The sequence below is a fragment of the Azospirillum halopraeferens DSM 3675 genome, assembly GCF_000429625.1.
Classification (GTDB): Bacteria; Pseudomonadota; Alphaproteobacteria; order Azospirillales; family Azospirillaceae; genus Azospirillum; species Azospirillum halopraeferens.
In genome coordinates, this window is sequence record NZ_AUCF01000027.1 from 1 (window position 1) to 16,588 (window position 16,588).

Below are 16,588 nucleotides of genomic sequence, written 5' to 3' on the forward strand. Positions count from 1 at the left end.
CATCGGGGCGCTGCTGCGCGGCACCAAGCGCGAGGACGTGGAGCGCGGCCAGGTTCTGGCGAAGCCGGGCACCATCACGCCGCACACCAAGTTCACGGCCGAGGCGTACATCCTGACGAAGGAGGAGGGCGGCCGCCACACGCCGTTCTTCACCAACTACCGTCCGCAGTTCTACTTCCGCACCACCGACGTGACCGGCCAGGTGGTCCTGCCGGAAGGCACGGAGATGGTGATGCCCGGAGACAACGTGTCGGTGCGCGTGGAGCTGATCGCCCCCATCGCCATGGACGAGGGTCTGCGCTTCGCCATCCGCGAGGGCGGCCGCACCGTCGGCGCCGGCGTGGTTGCCAAGATCATCGAGTGATAAGGCTTCCCCACAAGGGGGAGGGGTGCAGCGGGGCCGGCTTTGCCGGCCCCGTTTCGCGTCTGCGCCCGCCGCGGGCGCGGCTGTGTGAAATGTGGGTTGACAGCGGCCGGCGTTGCGCATAAACGTTACGCCCTCTGGATTTAGGGTTGGTGGTAGGCGAGACCGGCCTAGACGCAGCCCGAGACGAAATGGCTTCGCGCGGCACCGCCGCGCATCGGGCCGTAGGGAACATCCGGCACCGTGGCACGCCGCGGGTGGATGTTCTTTTTTTCGTATCGGCTGTCCGCACGGTTCCGGATCGAGCGATTGCCCGCCTCTGCGGCCGACCTCCGCCGGCAACGGCGAAGGGCGGTCGCGTCTGCGGTGGGGACACGGGTATTCGGCGGCGTCGGGTCGTCGCCGTCAAAAGGTGCAAGGGACGTTTGGACATGGAAAGCCAGAACATCCGGATCCGTCTGAAGGCGTTCGATCATCGCGTGCTCGACCAGTCGACCAGCGAGATCGTCAACACCGCGAAGCGGACGGGCGCGCGCGTGCGGGGGCCGATCCCTCTGCCGACGCACATCGAGAAGTTTACGGTCAACCGCTCGCCGCACATCGACAAGAAGTCGCGCGAGCAGTTCGAGATCCGCACCCACAAGCGGCTCCTCGACATCGTCGACCCCACGCCGCAGACGGTCGACGCGCTGATGAAGCTCGACCTCGCCGCCGGCGTCGACGTCGAGATCAAGCTCTGACGAGTTCACGGGTAAGGGACCTCTCCGCTCCGCGGATGTCCCTGGTTAGGAGAAGAAGCGAATGCGATCCGGATTGATCGCGCAGAAGGTCGGCATGACCCGCGTCTTCACGGACGAGGGCCAGCACGTGCCGGTCACTGTGCTGAAGGTCGACGGCTGCCAGGTCGTCGCCGTGCGCACCGAGGACAAGGACGGCTACACCGCGGTCCAGCTCGGCGCCGGCACCATCAAGGTGAAGAACGTCACGAAGCCGATGCGCGGCCACTTCGCCAAGGCGAAGGTCGAGCCCAAGCGCAAGGTTGCCGAGTTCCGCGTCGATGCCGACGCGCTGATCGAGGTCGGGGCCGAGCTGTCGGTCGCCCACTTCGTGCCCGGCCAGTTCGTCGACGTGACCGGCACCTCGATCGGTAAGGGCTACGCCGGCGCCATGAAGCGCTGGAACTTCGGCGGTCTGCGCGCCACGCACGGCGTGTCCGTGTCGCACCGCTCGCACGGCTCCACCGGCAACCGCCAGGACCCCGGCAAGGTCTTCAAGAACAAGAAGATGGCCGGTCATCTGGGCGACGAGCGCGTCACCGTTCAGAACCTGAAGGTGGTGTCGGTCGACGAGGACCGCGGCCTGATCTTCCTCAAGGGCGCCGTTCCCGGCGCCGAGGGCGGCTGGGTGCGCATCCGCGATGCCGTCAAGAAGAAGCAGCCGGACGGCCTGCCGTTCCCGGCCGCGGTGAAGGCTGCGCCCGCCGCCGAGGCGCCCGCTTCCGAGGCTCCCGCCTCCGAGGCCCCGGCCGGTTCGCAGGAGTGATCCCCATGAAGGCGACGATCAAGAATCTGAACAACGAGGACGTGGGGGAGATCGAACTCTCCGACGCGATCTTCGGCCTGGCGGTGCGCACCGACCTGCTGCACCGGATGGTGAACTGGCAGCTCGCCAAGCGGCGCGCCGGCAACCATAAGACCAAGGGCATCAGCGAGATCAGCGGCACCACCAAGAAGCCGTACCGGCAGAAGGGCACCGGCCGCGCCCGTCAGGGCTCCACGCGGTCGCCGCAGTTCCGCGGCGGCGCGACCATCTTCGGGCCGGTGGTGCGCTCGCACGCCCACGACCTGACGAAGAAGGTCCGCAAGCTCGCGCTGAAGACCGCTCTGTCCGCCAAGGCCGCCGATGGCAAGCTGATCGTTCTGGACGATGCCAAGGCCGAGACGCACAAGACCAAGGAGCTGGCCTCGCGCCTGTCGAACCTGGGGCTGGCGTCGGCGCTGATCATCGACGGGGCGAACCTGGACGCGAACTTCGTCAAGGCGTCGCGCAACATCCCGCTGATCGACGTGCTGCCGGAGCAGGGCGCCAACGTCTACGACATTCTGCGCCGCGATACGCTGGTTCTCACCCGCAACGCGGTCGAGCAACTGGAGGCTCGTCTGAAATGAGCAAGCAGTCGAAACCTGCGGTGAGCCGCGAGCGGATGTACGACCTGATCCTCGCTCCCGTTATCACCGAGAAGTCGACGATGGGGTCGGAGCACAACAAGGTGACGTTCCGTGTCCCGCTCGATGCGACGAAGCCGGAGATCAAGGCTGCGGTCGAGGGACTCTTCAATGTCCAGGTGAAGGCGGTCAACACGCTGATCACCAAGGGCAAGATGAAGCGTTTCCGCGGCATCATGGGCCGTCGCTCCGACTTCAAGAAGGCGATCGTGACGCTCGCCGAGGGTCACAAGATCGACGTGACCACCGGTATCTGAGCGGGAGTGAGTTCCGATGGCATTGAAGCAATACCGACCGATCACACCCTCGCTGCGCGAGCTGGTGATCGTTGACCGCTCCGAGCTGTGGAAGGGCAAGCCCGTCAAGGCGCTCACCGAGGGCCTCAGCAAGTCGGGCGGCCGCAACAACACCGGCCGCATCACCGCGCGCCGGATGGGTGGCGGCCACAAGCGCACCTACCGCCTGGTGGACTTCAAGCGGCGCAAGTTCGACATGGCCGCCACCGTCGAGCGGCTGGAGTACGACCCCAACCGCACCGGCTTCATCGCGCTGATCAAGTATGAGGACGGCACGCTGTCCTACATCCTGGCTCCGCAGCGCCTGAAGGTGGGCGACGCGGTGATCGCCGGCGACAAGGTCGACGTGAAGCCCGGCAACGCCATGCCGCTGAAGAACATCCCGGTCGGCACCGTGGTGCACAACGTCGAGCTGAAGCCCGGCAAGGGCGGTCAGCTCGCGCGCGCCGCCGGCACCTACCTGCAGCTCGTCGGCCGCGACAGCGGCTACGCCCAGCTCAAGATGCCGTCCGGCGAGCTGCGCGTCGTGCGCGGCGAGTGCATGGCCACCATCGGTGCGGTGTCCAACCCCGACCAGCTCAACATCAACCTGGGCAAGGCCGGTCGCAGCCGTTGGCTGGGCAAGCGCCCGGCGGTCCGCGGCGTGGTGATGAATCCGATCGACCACCCGCACGGCGGTGGCGAGGGTCGCACCTCGGGCGGCCGTCACCCGGTGACCCCGTGGGGCAAGCCGACCAAGGGCAAGAAGACGCGGAACAACAAGAAGACGGACGCGCTCATCCTGCGCCGTCGCTCGAAGTAAGGAGGTCGAACCGTGGCGCGCTCCGTTTGGAAGGGCCCGTTCGTCGACGGCTATCTTCTCAAGAAGGCCGACAAGTCGCGGGCCAGCGGCCGCAACGAGATCATCAAGATCTGGTCGCGGCGTTCGACCATCCTGCCGCAGTTCGTGGGTCTCACGTTCGGCGTCTACAATGGGCACAAGTTCCTGCCGGTTCTGGTGACCGAACACATGATCGGTCACAAGTTCGGCGAGTTTGCTCCGACGCGCACGTTCTACGGCCACGCGGCGGACAAGAAGGCGAAGAGGAAGTAAGCCATGGGCAAGCCCGCCAATCCCAGCCGTACCGCTGAGAACGAGGCGCAGGCGTCGGTGCGGATGATCCGCACCAGCCCGCGCAAGCTGAACCTCGTCGCCCAGCTCATCCGCAACATGGACGCGGCGCACGCCGTGGCCGAGCTGACCTTCTGCAAGCGCCGGGTTGCCGGCGACGTGAAGAAGGTCCTCCAGGCCGCGATCGCCAACGCCGAGAACAATCACCAGCTCGACGTCGACCGGCTCTACGTGGCCTCCGCGACGGTCGGCCGGGCCCTGGTGATGAAGCGGTTCCATGCCCGTGCCCGCGGCCGCGGCGCGCGCATCGAGAAGCCGTTCTCCAACCTGACGATCGTCGTGCGCGAGCGCGCCGAAGCCGCCGAGGGGGCCGAGTAACATGGGTCAGAAAGTCAATCCGATCGGGCTGCGCGTCGGCATCAACCGCACCTGGGACAGCCGCTGGTTCGCCGGCCGCGACTACGCCGGTCTGCTGCACCAGGACCTGAAGCTGCGCGACTTCCTGCAGGAGCGTCTGAAGCAGGCGGGCTGCTCGCGCGTTGTCATCGAGCGTCCGGCCAAGAAGGCCCGCGTCACCGTTCACACCGCCCGCCCCGGCGTGGTGATCGGCAAGAAGGGCGCCGACATCGAGAAGCTGCGCAGCGAACTGGCCAAGATGACCGGTTCGGAGGTGAGCCTGAACATCGTCGAGATCCGCAAGCCGGAGATCGACGCCCGTCTCATCGCCGAGAACATCGCCAGCCAGCTCGAGCGCCGCGTCGCCTTCCGCCGCGCCATGAAGCGCGCCGTGCAGTCGGCCATGCGCCTGGGCGCCCAGGGCATCCGCATCAACTGCTCCGGCCGTCTGGGCGGGGCGGAGATCGCGCGCCTGGAGTGGTACCGCGAGGGCCGCGTGCCCCTGCACACGCTGCGCGCCGACATCGACTACGGCACCGCGACGGCCAAGACCACCTATGGCACCTGTGGTGTCAAGGTGTGGGTGTTCAAGGGCGAGATCATGGCCCACGACCCCATGGCCCAGGACAAGCGGATGGCCGGCGAGGCCGTGGCGACCGACGGCGAACCGCGCCGCGACCGCCGCGACCGCGATGGCGAGCGCCGTGACCGCCGTGACCGCGGCGGCCGTGGTGACCATCGCGGCGACCGTGGCGACCACCGCGGCGACCGGGGCGACGGCTCCGATCGCAGCGCCAGCGAGTAAGGGGACGAGCGATGCTTTCTCCCAAGCGTACGAAGTACCGCAAGGCCCACAAGGGCCGCATCCACGGCAACGCCAAGGGCGGCACGGCGCTGAACTTCGGCGCCTTCGGCCTGAAGGCGCTGGAGCCCGAGCGCATCACCGCGCGCCAGATCGAGGCGGCCCGCCGCACGATCACGCGCCACATCAAGCGCCAGGGCCGCGTGTGGATCCGCGTGTTTCCGGACGTGCCGGTGTCGACCAAGCCCGCCGAGGTGCGCATGGGCTCCGGTAAGGGCACGCCCGAGTACTGGGCGGCCCGCGTGAAGCCCGGCCGCATCCTGTTCGAGCTGGACGGCGTTCCGCACGACCTGGCGAAGCGCGCGTTCGAACTGGCGGCTGCGAAGCTGCCGATCAAGACCAAGTTCGTGACTCGCCTCGGCGAGGAGGTGGCGGCATGAAGGCCGAAGACATCCGGGCCAAGAGCGTCGATGAGCTGAACGATCAGCTCCTCCAGCTCAAGAAGGAACAGTTCAACCTGCGCTTCCAGCGGGCGTCGGGCCAGTTGGAGAACACCGCGCGGGTCGGCGCCGTCCGTCGCGACATCGCCCGCATCAAGACCATCCTCGGCGAGCGCACCCGCGCCGCCGGGGCCGCGAAGTAAGGAGGGCAGATCCCATGCCTCGCCGCGTAATGCATGGCACGGTGGTCAGCGACAAGGGCGACAAGACCGTTGTCGTTCTGGTCGAGCGCCGCGTGATGCACCCCGTCTACAAGAAGTTCATCCGTCAGTCGAAGAAGTACGCCGCCCACGACGAGACCAACCGGTTCAAGGTCGGGGATGTGGTCGAGATCATCGAGTGCCGTCCGATTTCCAAGCGGAAACGCTGGGCGGTGGTGACGGAGTCCGCCGCCCCCGGCGGCGCCGCCTGATTGAGAAAGGTGTGATCCTATGATCCAGATGCAAACCAACCTGGAAGTCGCCGACAACAGCGGGGCGCGCCGGGTGCAGTGCATCAAGGTGCTTGGCGGGTCCAAGCGGAAGGTTGCGACCGTCGGCGACATCATCGTCGTCTCGGTCAAGGAAGCCATTCCGAAGGGCCGCGTGAAGAAGGGCGACGTGCACCGCGCGGTGATCGTCCGCACCGCGAAGGAACTGCGCCGCGACGACGGTTCGGCGATCCGCTTCGACCGCAATGCGGCCGTGCTGATCAACAAGCAGAACGAGCCGATCGGCACCCGTATCTTCGGGCCGGTCACCCGTGAGCTGCGCGCGAAGAAGTTCATGAAGATCATCTCGCTGGCGCCGGAGGTGCTGTGATGGCCGCGAAGATCAAGACCAAGGATCGGGTCATCGTCCTGACCGGCCGCGACAAAGGCAAGACGGGCGAGGTCGTCAAGGTGCTCCCGAAGGAGAACCGGGTGATCGTGCAGGGCGTGAACATCGTCAAGAAGCACGTCCGCCCGAGCGCCCGTTCGGAGGGTGGCATCGTGGAGATCGAGGCGCCGATCGACGCTTCCAACGTCGCCCATATCGATCCGAAGGATCAGAAGCCGACCCGTGTCGGGTTCAAGATCCTTGAGGATGGCCGCAAGGTGCGTGTCGCCAAGCGGTCCGGCGAGATCATCGACCTGTGAGGGCCGGGCCATGGTTGCACGACTGAAAGACATCTACGACAGCAAGATCCGCGCCGCTATGAAGAGCGAGTTCGGCTACAAGAACGACCTCGAAGTGCCGCGGATCGAGAAGGTCGTGATCAACATGGGCGTCGGCGAGGCTGTTGCCGACTCCAAGAAGATCCAGATGGCCGTCGGCGAGCTGCAGGCGATCACCGGTCAGAAGCCGGTGGTCACCAAGGCCCGCAAGTCCATCGCGCAGTTCAAGCTGCGTGAGAACATGGCGGTCGGCTGCAAGGTCACGCTGCGTCGCGACCGCATGTACGAGTTCCTGGACCGTCTGATCACCATCGCCCTGCCGCGCGTCCGCGACTTCCGCGGCGTGCCGGGCAACTCCTTCGACGGCCGTGGCAACTATGCCATGGGCGTCAAGGAGCAGATCATCTTCCCCGAGATCGACTACGACAAGATCGACCAGATCCGCGGGATGGACATCATCATCGTCACCACGGCGAAGACCGACAAGGAAGCCAAGGCGCTTCTCAAGGCCTTCGACATGCCGTTCGTGAGCTGATCCGGGAGCACGTACCATGGCGAAGACCAGCGCCGTTGAGAAGAACAAGCGCCGCATGAAGATGGTCAAGCAGTACGCCGATCGGCGTGCTCGCCTGAAGGCCATCGCCAAGGACCCGTCGGTGTCGCCGGAGGAGCAGTTCGCTGCCCGCCTCAAGCTCGCCGAACTGCCGCGCAATTCGTCGAAGGTCCGCGTCCGCAACCGGTGCGAGATGTCCGGTCGCCCCCGCGCCTTCTATCGCAAGTTCAAGTTGTCCCGCATCGCGCTGCGGGATCTGGCCTCCACCGGCCAGATCCCCGGCATGGTGAAGTCGAGCTGGTAAGGAGGACCGCACGATGGCTCTGAGCGATCCCCTCGGCGATATGCTGACCCGCATCCGCAACGGACAGCGCGCTCGCATGTCCTCCGTGGATAGCCCGGCTTCCAAGCTCCGCAGCAACGTGCTGGAGGTGCTGAAGCGCGAGGGATACATCCGTGGCTACAGCCAGGAGCAGGTTCGCCCCGGCGTCGCCAACCTGAAGATCGAGCTGAAGTATCACGAAGGCGAGCCTGTCATTAAGCAGATCGCCCGCGTGTCGAAGCCCGGTCGCCGCGTGTACTCGAAGATCGCCGATCTCCCCAAGGTCTACAACGGCCTGGGTATCGCGATCCTGTCGACGCCGCGCGGTGTCATGTCGGACAACGAGGCCCGCGCTGCCAACGTCGGCGGCGAAGTCCTCTGCCGCGTGTTCTAAGGAGGCGGCCATGTCGCGAATCGGCAAACATCCCGTTCCGGTCCCCGCCGGCGTCGATGTCCAGGTCCAGGGGCAGAACGTCACCGCGAAGGGCAAGCTGGGTTCGCTCAGCACGACCCTGATCGACGAAGTCCTGGCGAAGCTGGAGGACGGCAAGGTCGTCGTCACCCCGCGCAACGAGTCCAAGCGCGCGCGCACCATGTGGGCCACCGCCCGCACGCTCGTGAACAACATGGTCATCGGCGTGTCGCAGGGCTACACCGTGAACCTCGAGATCAACGGCGTCGGCTACCGCGCGGCCGTGCAGGGCAAGGAGCTGGTCATGCAGCTCGGCTACTCGCACGACGTGAAGTACCCGATCCCCGAGGGCATCACGATCAAATGCGACAAGCCGACCGCCATTTCGGTGAGCGGCTTCGACAAGCAGAAGGTGGGCCAGGTCGCCGCGGAAATCCGCGAGTACCGCAAGCCGGAGCCCTACAAGGGCAAGGGCATCAAGTACGAGACCGAGACCATCCTTCGCAAGGAAGGCAAGAAGAAGTAGGCCCGCCATGCTGAAGCCCAACACACTTCAAGAGCGCCGCAAGCAGCGCGTGCGCGCTCAGATCGCGAAGAAGGCCGGCGGGCGGGCTCGTCTGTCGGTCCATCGCACGAACCTGCACATCTACGCCCAGATCATCGACGACGCCGGCGGCCGCACCCTGGCCGCCTCCTCGCTGGAGAAGGAGCTGCGCGAGCAGCTCAAGCACGGCGGGAACGTCGAGGCGGCCAAGCGCATCGGCGCCCTGATCGCCGAGCGTGCGAAGGCGGCGGGCGTCACCGAGGTCGTCTTCGACCGCGGCGGCTATCTCTACCATGGTCGGGTCAAGGCCCTGGCCGAGGCTGCCCGCGAGGGCGGGCTTTCGTTCTAAGGAGACCCTGACATGGCACGTGAACGAGGCGAGCGGGGTAACCGCGAACGGCAGCCGCGCGAGCGCGACCGGGAAGAGAGCGAGCTGGTCGAAAAGCTGGTCGGCATCAACCGTGTGGCCAAGGTGGTCAAGGGCGGCCGGCGCTTCGGCTTCGCCGCCCTGGTCGTCGTCGGCGACGGCAAGGGCCGGGTCGGCTACGGTTCGGGCAAGGCCCGCGAGGTGCCGGAGGCCATCCGCAAGGCGACCGATCAGGCCAAGCGCGGCATGATCCGGGTGCCGCTGCGCGAAGGCCGCACGCTGCACCACGACGTTGCCGGTCACTTCGGTGCCGGCCGCGTGCTGCTGCGCTCGGCCCCCGCGGGTTCGGGCATCATCGCCGGCGGTCCGATGCGCGCCATCTTCGAGGCGCTGGGCGTCGCTGACGTGGTGACCAAGTCCATCGGCACGTCGAACCCGCACAACATGATCAAGGCGACCTTCGACGCCCTGACCAAGGTGGTCAGCCCGCGCGCGGTGGCCGCCCGTCGTGGCCGTCGGGTCAGCGACATTCTCGGCCGCCGGGAGACCGGTGGGGCCGAGGTGAAGGAGGCGTGAGATGGCCCAGGAAGAGATGGGCGGCAAGAAGACCGTCGTCGTCACCCAGATCCACAGCCCGATCGGCCGTCGGTCCGATCAGCGGGCGACTTTGGTCGGCCTGGGCCTCAACAAGCTGCACCGCACGCGCGAGCTGGAGGACACTCCGGCCGTGCGCGGCATGATCGCCAAGGTGCAGCACCTGGTTCGCGTCGAGAACGAGGGCTGATCCATGACCAAGCTGAACGAGCTTCGCGACAACCCGGGCGCCCGGAAGTCCCGCATGCGGGTCGGCCGCGGCATCGGCTCGGGCAAGGGCAAGACCGGCGGCCGCGGCGTGAAGGGTCAGACCTCGCGCACCGGCGTCGCCATCAACGGGTTCGAAGGTGGCCAGATGCCCCTGCACCGGCGTCTGCCGAAGCGGGGTTTCACCAACATCTTCGCCAAGGAGTACTCGGTCGTCAATCTGGGCCTGGTCCAGAAGGCGATCGATGCCGGCAAGCTGGATGCCGCTCAGGCCATCGACCTGGCGGCGCTGCAGGCCGCCGGGCTGGTGGGCAAGGCCGGCAAGGACGGCGTGCGCCTGCTGGGCCGCGGCGAACTGACGAGCCGGGCGTCCTTCACGGTCGCCGGCGCGTCCAAGTCGGCGATCGCGGCGGTGGAGAAGGCCGGCGGCAGCGTGACCCTCACGCAGCCCGCCGTCGAATCCGCCGAGTGACCGGGACGCCCGCCTTGCGCGGGCGTCAGCGGTGCCGTATGGAAGTGCGTTGACGCGAGGGCGGCCTGCCGAGCAGGACCGCCCCGCTCGCACGTTGGGACCCACGAAGGTTTACCGGGGGACGAGTAGCCATGGCATCAGCGGCTGAGCAGCTTGCCGCCAACATCAACTTCGGCGCGTTCGCCAAAGCGACCGAGCTGAAGAAGCGCATCTGGTTCACGCTGGGTGCGCTGATCATCTACCGGCTCGGCACCTACATCCCGCTTCCCGGCATCGATCCCCAGATCCTGCAGGACATCTTCCGCCAGCAGGGCGGCGGCATCATGGGGATGTTCGACATGCTGGCCGGCGGTGCGCTGAGCCGCATGACCATCTTTGCGCTCAACATCATGCCGTACATCTCGGCGTCGATCATCGTGCAGCTTCTGACGGCGGTGTCCCCGACGCTGGAGGCGCTGAAGAAGGAAGGCGAGTCGGGGCGCAAGAAGCTGAACCAGTACACCCGCTACGGCACGGTGCTGCTGGCGACGGTCCAGGCCTACGGCCTGGCGGTGGGCATGGAGGCGATGAGCAGCACCACGGGCTCGGCGGTGGCCGATCCCGGCTTCTTCTTCCGTGTGACCACGGTCATCACCCTGGTCGGCGGCACGCTGTTCCTGATGTGGCTGGGCGAGCAGATCACCGCCCGCGGCATCGGCAACGGCATCTCCCTGATCATCTTCGCCGGCATCGTTGCCGAGCTGCCGAGCGCCCTGGTGGGCACGCTGGAGCTGGGCCGCACCGGTGCGATCTCCACGATCTTCATCATCTTCCTGCTGCTGATGGCGGTGGGCGTGGTGTTCTTCATCGTCTTCATGGAGCGCGCGCAGCGGCGCATCCTGGTGCAATATCCGAAGAGGCAGGTCGGCAACCGGATGTTCGGTGGCGAATCGACGCACCTGCCCCTGAAGCTGAACACGTCGGGCGTGATTCCGCCGATCTTCGCGTCGTCCCTGCTGCTGCTGCCGCTGACCGCGGTCGGCTTTGCCGGCGGCGAGGGGCCGGAGTGGCTGCAGGCGATGTCGCGCTACCTGGCGCACGGCACCGTGCTGTACATGGGGCTGTACGCCGCGCTGATCGTGTTCTTCTGCTTCTTCTACACCGCCATCGTCTTCAATCCCGGGGACACGGCGGAGAATCTGCGCAAATACGGCGGGTTCATCCCCGGCACCCGCCCCGGCAAGAACACCGCCGACTATCTGGATTTCGTGCTGACCCGCCTCACCGTGGTCGGCTCGGCGTACCTGGTGGTGGTCTGCCTGCTGCCGGAGTTTCTGATTGCGGAGAGCGCGGTTCCGTTCTATTTCGGCGGCACCAGTCTGCTGATCGTGGTCACCGTCACGATGGACACGGTCGCGCAGATCCACTCCCATCTGCTGGCACACCAGTATGAGGGGCTCATCAAGAAAGCGAAGCTTCGGGGGAAAAAATGAATCTGATCCTGCTCGGTCCACCGGGCGCCGGGAAGGGGACCCAGGCGCGCCGTCTCGAGGATGCGCGCGGTCTCGTCCAACTCTCCACCGGCGACATGCTGCGCGCCATGGTGAAGGAAGGGGGCCCGCTGGGCCAGCAGGCCAAGGAGATCATGGACGCCGGCAAGCTGATGCCGGACGATCTGATGGTCAGCATGATCGGTGAACGCATCGAGAAGCCCGACGTCAAGAACGGCTTCATCCTCGACGGGTTCCCGCGCACGGTAGCCCAGGCGGAGGCGCTCGACACCATGCTGGCGCAGAAGGGCCTGAAGCTCGACCACGTGATCGAGATGAAGGTGGATGATGCGGCGCTGGTGGAACGCATCACCGGCCGCTACACCTGTGCGAAGTGCGGCAAGGGCTACCACGACGTCTTCGAGACGCCGAAGGTGGCGGGGGTTTGCGACGCCTGCGGCTCGACGGAGTTCAAGCGGCGCGCCGACGACAACGCCGAGACGGTGAAGACGCGGCTGGAGCAGTACCACGCGCAGACCGCGCCGATCCTGCCCTATTACCGGGATCGCGGCGTGCTGAAGACGGTGGATGGCATGGCCGAGATCGACGAGGTGTCGCGGCAGATCGAGGCGATCATTGGCTGATCCCGCGAAGCGTCGCATCGGGTTGACAGGGGGGCGCGTTGATCTATACTGCGCGCCCTCGGGCCCCCGAAGGGACCGAATGGACTTTTGCGTCCCGATTCAGCGCGTCTGAGTCGGGCGCTCGTGCATCGAACGATGCACAGCGGACAATGTGTGTGATGAAGGCCCTTCGGGCCGGTTCAGAGAATCGAGGAGAGCAGGCGTGGCGCGTATTGCTGGCGTCAACATCCCCGCGGCGAAGCGCGTGGAAATCGGGTTGACCTACATCCATGGCATCGGCCCGGCCAAGGCCCGGGAGATCTGCAGCAAGCTGAGCATTCCGGCCGAGCGCCGGGTGAACCAGCTCACCGACGACGAGGTGCTCCGCATCCGCGAGACCATCGACAGCGACTACCGGGTCGAAGGCGACCTGCGTCGCGAAGTCGCGATGAACATCAAGCGGCTGATGGACCTGGGCTGCTACCGCGGCCTGCGGCACCGCAAGGGCCTGCCGGTCCACGGTCAGCGCACCCACACCAACGCGCGCACCCGCAAGGGCCCCGCGAAGCCGATCGCCGGCAAGAAGAAGTAACACAGAGGACTACCTTCAATGGCAAAGCCGTCCGCTGCCTCGCAGCGCCTGCGCCGTCGTGAGCGCAAGAACATCACCGCCGGTGTCGCTCACGTCAACGCGTCCTTCAACAACACCATGATCACCATCACCGACGCGCAGGGGAACACGATCTCCTGGTCGTCGTCGGGCACGATGGGCTTCAAGGGCTCGCGCAAGTCGACCCCCTACGCCGCGCAGGTCGCCGCCGAAGACGCCGGCCGCAAGGCGCAGGAGCACGGCATGAAGACCCTCGAGGTCGAGGTGAAGGGCCCGGGTTCGGGGCGCGAGTCGGCTCTGCGCGCGCTGCAGTCGATCGGCTTCACCATCACCTCGATCCGCGACGTCACGCCGATCCCGCACAACGGTGTCCGCCCGCCCAAGAAGCGGCGCGTCTGATCCCACCCTGTCCGGTCCTGCGGGGCCTTCCGTTCCGGGGTACGCGGCCGCCCGCCATCGCGGCCGCGTCGGCATTGGAACGGGCGGGCGCCCGCGGGTTCGTTTCGACCCGATGGCATGAGGTCCCTCCGTGCTTCAGAAGAACTGGCAAGAGCTGATCAAGCCGAACAAGCTGGACGTCCAGCTCGGCGACGACGCCGACCGCGTTGCGACCATCACGGCGGAGCCGCTGGAGCGCGGTTTCGGCCTGACGCTCGGCAACGCGCTGCGCCGCGTGCTGCTGTCGTCGCTCCAGGGCGCGGCGGTCACGGCGATCCACATCGACGGCGTGCTCCATGAGTTCTCGTCGATCCCCGGCGTCCGCGAGGACGTGACGGACATCGTCCTGAACATCAAGTCCATGGGCTTGCGCATGGGCGGCGACGGGCCGAAGCGCATGCGCCTGCGCGCCGAAGGGCCGGGCGAGGTGCGTGCCGGCATGATCGAGACCGGCGCCGACATCGCCGTCATGGATCCGGACCTGGTGATCTGCACGCTGGACGCCGGCGCGCGGCTGAACATGGAACTGACGGTCGAGACCGGCAAGGGCTACGTCCCGGCCAGCCAGAACCGGCCCGAGGACGCCCCCATCGGCCTGATCCCGGTGGACGCGCTGTTCTCGCCGGTGCGCAAGGTGTCGTACAAGGTCGACAACGCCCGCGTTGGCCAGGTTACCGACTATGACCGGCTGACCATGGTGGTGGAGACCAACGGCGCGGTGAAGCCGGACGACGCGGTGGCGCTGGCCGCCCGCATCCTGCAGGACCAGCTCCAGCTCTTCATCAACTTCGAGGAGCCGACCACGGCCGTCCACGAGGAGAAGCACGAGGAGGTTCCGTTCAACAAGAACCTCCTGCGCAAGGTGGACGAGCTGGAGCTGTCGGTCCGGTCGGCCAACTGCCTGAAGAACGACAACATCGTCTACATCGGCGACCTGGTGCAGAAGACCGAGGCGGAGATGCTCCGGACCCCGAACTTCGGCCGCAAGTCGCTGAACGAGATCAAGGAAGTGCTCGCCCAGATGGGCCTCCATCTTGGCATGGAGATCCCGAACTGGCCGCCCGAGAACATCGAGGAACTGGCCAAGCGTCTGGAAGAGCCGTACTGATCACGGCCGGCCCCGTCCTCCCGCGGGTGGATGGGGCCGTCTTCTTTGGGCCACGGCGGCCCGCCCGCACCGTTCCGGGTTGATCCGGGCGGATGCGGTTCACCACCGGCTCCCCGAGGGGGGCCAAGCCATGTGAGGAGGACACGACATGCGCCACGGAATGTCCGGACGCAAGCTCAGCAAGACCACCAGCCACCGCAAGGCCATGTTCTCCAACATGGCGAACGCCCTGATCAAGCACGAGCAGATCAAGACGACCCTGCCCAAGGCCAAGGAGATGCGGCCGATCATCGATCGCCTCATCACGCTGGGCAAGAAGGGCGGGCTGGCCAACCGCCGTCTGGCGTTCGCGCAGCTGCGCGACGACGCGATGGTGGCGAAGCTGTTCACCACGCTGGCCGACCGCTACAAGGAGCGCCAGGGTGGCTATTGCCGCGTGATCAAGGCCGGCTTCCGCTACGGCGATGCCGCGGCGATGGCGGTGATCGAGCTGGTCGACCGCGATCCCGAGGCCAAGGGTCAGGACTCCGGTCCGGTCCGCGTGGCCGAGGAGACCGAGGCTGACGCCTGATCGGCTGAATCCTCTGTCCATTCTAAGGACCGCGCGGTAGTCTCCGCGCCGCATCCTCCCCGCCGGCCCCGGGCCGGCGGGGAGGTCTCGTGTTGAGGGGGACGGCATCACGCCGGCGCGCATGCTCAGACCGCTGTACAATTGGATCCTGCGCGCCGCCGGCCGCAAGGATGCCGTGTGGTGGATGGCCGGGGTTTCCTTCGCCGAAAGCTCCTTCTTCCCGCTGCCGCCCGACATCATGCTCGTGCCCATGTGCCTGGCCGAGCCGAAGAAGCTGTGGTGGTACACCAACATCTGCGCCCTGGCGTCGCTGGTCGGCGGCTTCGTGGGCTATGCCATCGGCCTCTATCTGTTCGAGAGCGTCGGGCGCTGGATTTTCGATCTCTACGACCTGTGGTCGTCCTACCATTCCTTCAGCGAATCGTTCAACGAGTTGGGCCCCTGGTTCCTGATCCTGAAGGGGATCACGCCGATTCCCTACAAGCTGCTGGCCATCATGGCCGGCATCTCGCAGATGGATCTGGTGATCTTCGCGCTGTGCTCCGTGGTGGCGCGCTTTTCCCGCTATTACCTGATCGCCATCCTGCTGCACTTCTACGGGCCGCAGGTGCAGGAGCTGATCGAGAAGCGGCTGATGCTGGTGACCACGGTGGTGCTGGTGATCGTGGTGGGCGGCCTGCTCAGCTTCAAGCTGGTGTGACGCCGGCGGGCCCCCGGCGGCCGCTCAGCGCGGCACGCCGTGGTCCTGCCGGTTGCGTTCCCGCTCGCTCATATGCCGGCGCTCGCGGCGCTCGCGCACGACGATCAGGGCGATGGCGCCGGCGATGAGAACGCCGCCCAGCACCGGCAGGATCATCTCCCATCCCGCGACGCCCGGTGCGCCCGCCATGCGGAAGACCAGCAGGGCCAGCCCCCCGATCAGGAATGCCAGGAACAGGACGATGGTGCTGCGCCGTCGCTGCGGTCGGTCGTTCGGCGGAGGGCTCATTTGCGGCGTTCCCTTTCCCTTGGGGTTCCCGGCATAGTGGGGCGCCGGGCGCGGACTGCAGGGGGAGTGACGCTCCGCGCATAGCACCGGACCACCCCCAAGAACAAGGATACAGGAGTCGAGATGTTCCGTCGGGTTGCCGTGATCGCTGTGACGGCCATGATGCTGGCCGCGTGCTCCATGCCCTTCGGTGAGCGGTCGCCATCGGCTCCCGCCGCCCGCCCGGCGGCAGCCCCCGCCGAGCGCACCGTGCAGACCGAGTCGGCGCCGGGGTCGCCCCTGTTGGACCCGCAGTCGACCGCGGCGGCCTGCCCGGCGTCGTGCGAGCGCAGCTACCGGGTCTGCATGGATTCGGTGGCGGCGCGGCCCAACAGTTCCGAACCGTTCGGTGCTCAGGCCCGGCCCTTCACCGACACCGAGAACTGCCAGAACGACCTTGGCCGCTGTCTGCGGCGGTGCTCGACCGCGCCGGCGCCCTGAG

The 16,588-nt window shown here is 66.8% G+C and carries 30 protein-coding genes and 1 pseudogene; 30 read left to right on the forward strand and 1 reads right to left on the reverse strand.

Going from position 1 to position 16,588, the window contains the following annotated elements; genetic code table 11:
- From G472_RS34350 to G472_RS0119515, 29 genes and pseudogenes are all read left to right on the forward strand, one after another.
- Positions 1–364 (forward strand): EF-Tu C-terminal domain-related protein (locus tag G472_RS34350; RefSeq protein ID WP_035693127.1); only part of this gene is annotated, 364 nt, incomplete at its 5' end.
- A 431-nt stretch (positions 365–795) separates the two neighbouring features.
- Positions 796–1,104: a 30S ribosomal protein S10 gene (gene rpsJ, locus G472_RS0119380; RefSeq protein ID WP_029009699.1), complete on the forward strand. Its 309-nt coding sequence runs from the start codon at positions 796–798 to the stop codon at positions 1,102–1,104.
- 61 nt (positions 1,105–1,165) lie between these two features.
- Entirely contained in the window at positions 1,166–1,906 is a 741-nt protein-coding gene (gene rplC, locus G472_RS0119385; RefSeq protein ID WP_029009700.1) for a 50S ribosomal protein L3, read from the forward strand.
- Between the two features lie 5 nt (positions 1,907–1,911).
- Positions 1,912–2,532 (forward strand): 50S ribosomal protein L4, encoded by a 621-nt coding sequence (gene rplD, locus G472_RS0119390; RefSeq protein WP_029009701.1) that lies wholly within the window; start codon positions 1,912–1,914, stop codon positions 2,530–2,532.
- Entirely contained in the window at positions 2,529–2,846 is a 318-nt protein-coding gene (locus tag G472_RS0119395) for a 50S ribosomal protein L23 (RefSeq protein WP_029009702.1), read from the forward strand. The genes rplD and G472_RS0119395 overlap by 4 nt, the downstream gene beginning before the upstream one ends.
- Before the next feature lie 16 nt (positions 2,847–2,862).
- Positions 2,863–3,687, forward strand: a complete 825-nt coding sequence (gene rplB / locus G472_RS0119400; RefSeq protein WP_029009703.1) for a 50S ribosomal protein L2 — start codon at positions 2,863–2,865, stop codon at positions 3,685–3,687.
- A 12-nt stretch (positions 3,688–3,699) separates the two neighbouring features.
- Positions 3,700–3,978, forward strand: coding sequence for a 30S ribosomal protein S19 (gene rpsS / locus G472_RS0119405; RefSeq protein ID WP_012973209.1), 279 nt, complete (start codon positions 3,700–3,702; stop codon positions 3,976–3,978).
- A gap of 3 nt (positions 3,979–3,981) precedes the next feature.
- Entirely contained in the window at positions 3,982–4,374 is a 393-nt protein-coding gene (gene rplV, locus G472_RS0119410) for a 50S ribosomal protein L22 (RefSeq protein ID WP_029009704.1), read from the forward strand.
- A 1-nt stretch (position 4,375) separates the two neighbouring features.
- A pseudogene (gene rpsC / locus G472_RS0119415) lies at positions 4,376–5,038 on the forward strand (30S ribosomal protein S3); the annotation flags it as partial.
- Positions 5,039–5,208: 170 nt separating this feature from the next.
- A complete protein-coding gene (rplP, locus tag G472_RS0119420; RefSeq protein ID WP_029009706.1) occupies positions 5,209–5,634 on the forward strand; it encodes a 50S ribosomal protein L16 in 426 nt (141 codons plus the stop codon).
- Positions 5,631–5,837, forward strand: coding sequence for a 50S ribosomal protein L29 (gene rpmC / locus G472_RS0119425; RefSeq protein WP_029009707.1), 207 nt, complete (start codon positions 5,631–5,633; stop codon positions 5,835–5,837). Before rplP ends, rpmC begins: the two co-directional genes overlap by 4 nt.
- A 14-nt stretch (positions 5,838–5,851) precedes the next feature.
- Positions 5,852–6,106: a 30S ribosomal protein S17 gene (rpsQ, locus tag G472_RS0119430; RefSeq protein WP_029009708.1), complete on the forward strand. Its 255-nt coding sequence runs from the start codon at positions 5,852–5,854 to the stop codon at positions 6,104–6,106.
- A 19-nt stretch (positions 6,107–6,125) separates the two neighbouring features.
- Positions 6,126–6,494 (forward strand): 50S ribosomal protein L14, encoded by a 369-nt coding sequence (rplN, locus tag G472_RS0119435; protein WP_029009709.1) that lies wholly within the window; start codon positions 6,126–6,128, stop codon positions 6,492–6,494.
- On the forward strand, positions 6,494–6,811 hold the full coding sequence (gene rplX / locus G472_RS0119440; protein WP_029009710.1) for a 50S ribosomal protein L24: 318 nt from the start codon (positions 6,494–6,496) through the stop codon (positions 6,809–6,811). Before rplN ends, rplX begins: the two co-directional genes overlap by 1 nt.
- Positions 6,812–6,821: 10 nt before the next feature.
- Positions 6,822–7,364, forward strand: coding sequence for a 50S ribosomal protein L5 (rplE, locus tag G472_RS0119445; protein WP_029009711.1), 543 nt, complete (start codon positions 6,822–6,824; stop codon positions 7,362–7,364).
- A 16-nt stretch (positions 7,365–7,380) separates the two neighbouring features.
- Positions 7,381–7,686: a 30S ribosomal protein S14 gene (rpsN, locus tag G472_RS0119450; protein ID WP_029009712.1), complete on the forward strand. Its 306-nt coding sequence runs from the start codon at positions 7,381–7,383 to the stop codon at positions 7,684–7,686.
- 13 nt (positions 7,687–7,699) lie between these two features.
- Complete coding sequence (rpsH, locus tag G472_RS0119455; protein WP_029009713.1) at positions 7,700–8,098, forward strand: 30S ribosomal protein S8; 399 nt, start codon at positions 7,700–7,702, stop codon at positions 8,096–8,098.
- Between the two features lie 10 nt (positions 8,099–8,108).
- Positions 8,109–8,642, forward strand: a complete 534-nt coding sequence (gene rplF, locus G472_RS0119460) for a 50S ribosomal protein L6 (protein WP_029009714.1) — start codon at positions 8,109–8,111, stop codon at positions 8,640–8,642.
- Positions 8,643–8,649: 7 nt separating this feature from the next.
- Entirely contained in the window at positions 8,650–9,009 is a 360-nt protein-coding gene (rplR, locus tag G472_RS0119465; protein ID WP_029009715.1) for a 50S ribosomal protein L18, read from the forward strand.
- A 12-nt stretch (positions 9,010–9,021) separates the two neighbouring features.
- Positions 9,022–9,603, forward strand: a complete 582-nt coding sequence (gene rpsE, locus G472_RS0119470; protein ID WP_035693132.1) for a 30S ribosomal protein S5 — start codon at positions 9,022–9,024, stop codon at positions 9,601–9,603.
- Positions 9,604–9,619: 16 nt separating this feature from the next.
- Positions 9,620–9,811, forward strand: a complete 192-nt coding sequence (gene rpmD, locus G472_RS0119475; protein WP_029009717.1) for a 50S ribosomal protein L30 — start codon at positions 9,620–9,622, stop codon at positions 9,809–9,811.
- Positions 9,812–9,814: 3 nt separating this feature from the next.
- On the forward strand, positions 9,815–10,300 hold the full coding sequence (rplO, locus tag G472_RS0119480; RefSeq protein ID WP_029009718.1) for a 50S ribosomal protein L15: 486 nt from the start codon (positions 9,815–9,817) through the stop codon (positions 10,298–10,300).
- A 131-nt stretch (positions 10,301–10,431) separates the two neighbouring features.
- The gene (secY, locus tag G472_RS0119485) at positions 10,432–11,772 is read left to right on the forward strand and encodes a preprotein translocase subunit SecY (protein ID WP_029009719.1); all 1,341 of its coding nucleotides are present in this window, start codon (positions 10,432–10,434) and stop codon (positions 11,770–11,772) included.
- Positions 11,769–12,413, forward strand: a complete 645-nt coding sequence (locus tag G472_RS0119490) for an adenylate kinase (RefSeq protein ID WP_029009720.1) — start codon at positions 11,769–11,771, stop codon at positions 12,411–12,413. The genes secY and G472_RS0119490 overlap by 4 nt, the downstream gene beginning before the upstream one ends.
- Positions 12,414–12,615: 202 nt before the next feature.
- Positions 12,616–12,984, forward strand: a complete 369-nt coding sequence (rpsM, locus tag G472_RS0119495) for a 30S ribosomal protein S13 (RefSeq protein ID WP_029009721.1) — start codon at positions 12,616–12,618, stop codon at positions 12,982–12,984.
- A gap of 18 nt (positions 12,985–13,002) precedes the next feature.
- Positions 13,003–13,401, forward strand: coding sequence for a 30S ribosomal protein S11 (gene rpsK, locus G472_RS0119500; RefSeq protein ID WP_029009722.1), 399 nt, complete (start codon positions 13,003–13,005; stop codon positions 13,399–13,401).
- A 130-nt stretch (positions 13,402–13,531) separates the two neighbouring features.
- Positions 13,532–14,548: a DNA-directed RNA polymerase subunit alpha gene (locus G472_RS0119505; RefSeq protein ID WP_029009723.1), complete on the forward strand. Its 1,017-nt coding sequence runs from the start codon at positions 13,532–13,534 to the stop codon at positions 14,546–14,548.
- Between the two features lie 148 nt (positions 14,549–14,696).
- Positions 14,697–15,119 (forward strand): 50S ribosomal protein L17, encoded by a 423-nt coding sequence (gene rplQ / locus G472_RS0119510; RefSeq protein WP_029009724.1) that lies wholly within the window; start codon positions 14,697–14,699, stop codon positions 15,117–15,119.
- 121 nt (positions 15,120–15,240) lie between these two features.
- Positions 15,241–15,819 carry a YqaA family protein gene (locus G472_RS0119515; RefSeq protein ID WP_029009725.1) on the forward strand — a complete coding sequence of 193 codons (579 nt, stop codon included), beginning with the start codon at positions 15,241–15,243 and terminating at the stop codon, positions 15,817–15,819.
- 24 nt (positions 15,820–15,843) lie between these two features.
- Here the strand turns inward: G472_RS0119515 and G472_RS0119520 are convergent, their stop codons facing one another.
- Positions 15,844–16,107: a hypothetical protein gene (locus tag G472_RS0119520; RefSeq protein ID WP_029009726.1), complete on the reverse strand. Its 264-nt coding sequence runs from the start codon at positions 16,105–16,107 to the stop codon at positions 15,844–15,846.
- A 123-nt stretch (positions 16,108–16,230) separates the two neighbouring features.
- Here G472_RS0119520 and G472_RS0119525 point away from each other — a divergent pair, with 123 nt between their 5' ends.
- On the forward strand, positions 16,231–16,587 hold the full coding sequence (locus G472_RS0119525) for a hypothetical protein (RefSeq protein WP_029009727.1): 357 nt from the start codon (positions 16,231–16,233) through the stop codon (positions 16,585–16,587).
- Position 16,588: the final 1 nt, after the last annotated feature.

What these genes read in the sequence shown, in the direction of transcription:
- rpsJ (WP_029009699.1), top strand. Translation starts at nt 796, where the DNA reads ATGGAAAGCCAGAACATCCGGATCCGTCTGAAGGCGTTCGATCATCGC.
- rplC (WP_029009700.1), top strand. Translation starts at nt 1,166, where the DNA reads ATGCGATCCGGATTGATCGCGCAGAAGGTCGGCATGACCCGCGTCTTC.
- rplD (WP_029009701.1), top strand. Translation starts at nt 1,912, where the DNA reads ATGAAGGCGACGATCAAGAATCTGAACAACGAGGACGTGGGGGAGATC.
- G472_RS0119395 (WP_029009702.1), top strand. Translation starts at nt 2,529, where the DNA reads ATGAGCAAGCAGTCGAAACCTGCGGTGAGCCGCGAGCGGATGTACGAC.
- rplB (WP_029009703.1), top strand. Translation starts at nt 2,863, where the DNA reads ATGGCATTGAAGCAATACCGACCGATCACACCCTCGCTGCGCGAGCTG.
- rplV (WP_029009704.1), top strand. Translation starts at nt 3,982, where the DNA reads ATGGGCAAGCCCGCCAATCCCAGCCGTACCGCTGAGAACGAGGCGCAG.
- rplP (WP_029009706.1), top strand. Translation starts at nt 5,209, where the DNA reads ATGCTTTCTCCCAAGCGTACGAAGTACCGCAAGGCCCACAAGGGCCGC.
- rpmC (WP_029009707.1), top strand. Translation starts at nt 5,631, where the DNA reads ATGAAGGCCGAAGACATCCGGGCCAAGAGCGTCGATGAGCTGAACGAT.
- rpsQ (WP_029009708.1), top strand. Translation starts at nt 5,852, where the DNA reads ATGCCTCGCCGCGTAATGCATGGCACGGTGGTCAGCGACAAGGGCGAC.
- rplN (WP_029009709.1), top strand. Translation starts at nt 6,126, where the DNA reads ATGATCCAGATGCAAACCAACCTGGAAGTCGCCGACAACAGCGGGGCG.
- rplX (WP_029009710.1), top strand. Translation starts at nt 6,494, where the DNA reads ATGGCCGCGAAGATCAAGACCAAGGATCGGGTCATCGTCCTGACCGGC.
- rplE (WP_029009711.1), top strand. Translation starts at nt 6,822, where the DNA reads ATGGTTGCACGACTGAAAGACATCTACGACAGCAAGATCCGCGCCGCT.
- rpsN (WP_029009712.1), top strand. Translation starts at nt 7,381, where the DNA reads ATGGCGAAGACCAGCGCCGTTGAGAAGAACAAGCGCCGCATGAAGATG.
- rpsH (WP_029009713.1), top strand. Translation starts at nt 7,700, where the DNA reads ATGGCTCTGAGCGATCCCCTCGGCGATATGCTGACCCGCATCCGCAAC.
- rplF (WP_029009714.1), top strand. Translation starts at nt 8,109, where the DNA reads ATGTCGCGAATCGGCAAACATCCCGTTCCGGTCCCCGCCGGCGTCGAT.
- rplR (WP_029009715.1), top strand. Translation starts at nt 8,650, where the DNA reads ATGCTGAAGCCCAACACACTTCAAGAGCGCCGCAAGCAGCGCGTGCGC.
- rpsE (WP_035693132.1), top strand. Translation starts at nt 9,022, where the DNA reads ATGGCACGTGAACGAGGCGAGCGGGGTAACCGCGAACGGCAGCCGCGC.
- rpmD (WP_029009717.1), top strand. Translation starts at nt 9,620, where the DNA reads ATGGGCGGCAAGAAGACCGTCGTCGTCACCCAGATCCACAGCCCGATC.
- rplO (WP_029009718.1), top strand. Translation starts at nt 9,815, where the DNA reads ATGACCAAGCTGAACGAGCTTCGCGACAACCCGGGCGCCCGGAAGTCC.
- secY (WP_029009719.1), top strand. Translation starts at nt 10,432, where the DNA reads ATGGCATCAGCGGCTGAGCAGCTTGCCGCCAACATCAACTTCGGCGCG.
- G472_RS0119490 (WP_029009720.1), top strand. Translation starts at nt 11,769, where the DNA reads ATGAATCTGATCCTGCTCGGTCCACCGGGCGCCGGGAAGGGGACCCAG.
- rpsK (WP_029009722.1), top strand. Translation starts at nt 13,003, where the DNA reads ATGGCAAAGCCGTCCGCTGCCTCGCAGCGCCTGCGCCGTCGTGAGCGC.
- rplQ (WP_029009724.1), top strand. Translation starts at nt 14,697, where the DNA reads ATGCGCCACGGAATGTCCGGACGCAAGCTCAGCAAGACCACCAGCCAC.
- G472_RS0119515 (WP_029009725.1), top strand. Translation starts at nt 15,241, where the DNA reads ATGCTCAGACCGCTGTACAATTGGATCCTGCGCGCCGCCGGCCGCAAG.
- G472_RS0119520 (WP_029009726.1), bottom strand. Translation starts at nt 16,107, where the DNA reads ATGAGCCCTCCGCCGAACGACCGACCGCAGCGACGGCGCAGCACCATC.
- G472_RS0119525 (WP_029009727.1), top strand. Translation starts at nt 16,231, where the DNA reads ATGTTCCGTCGGGTTGCCGTGATCGCTGTGACGGCCATGATGCTGGCC.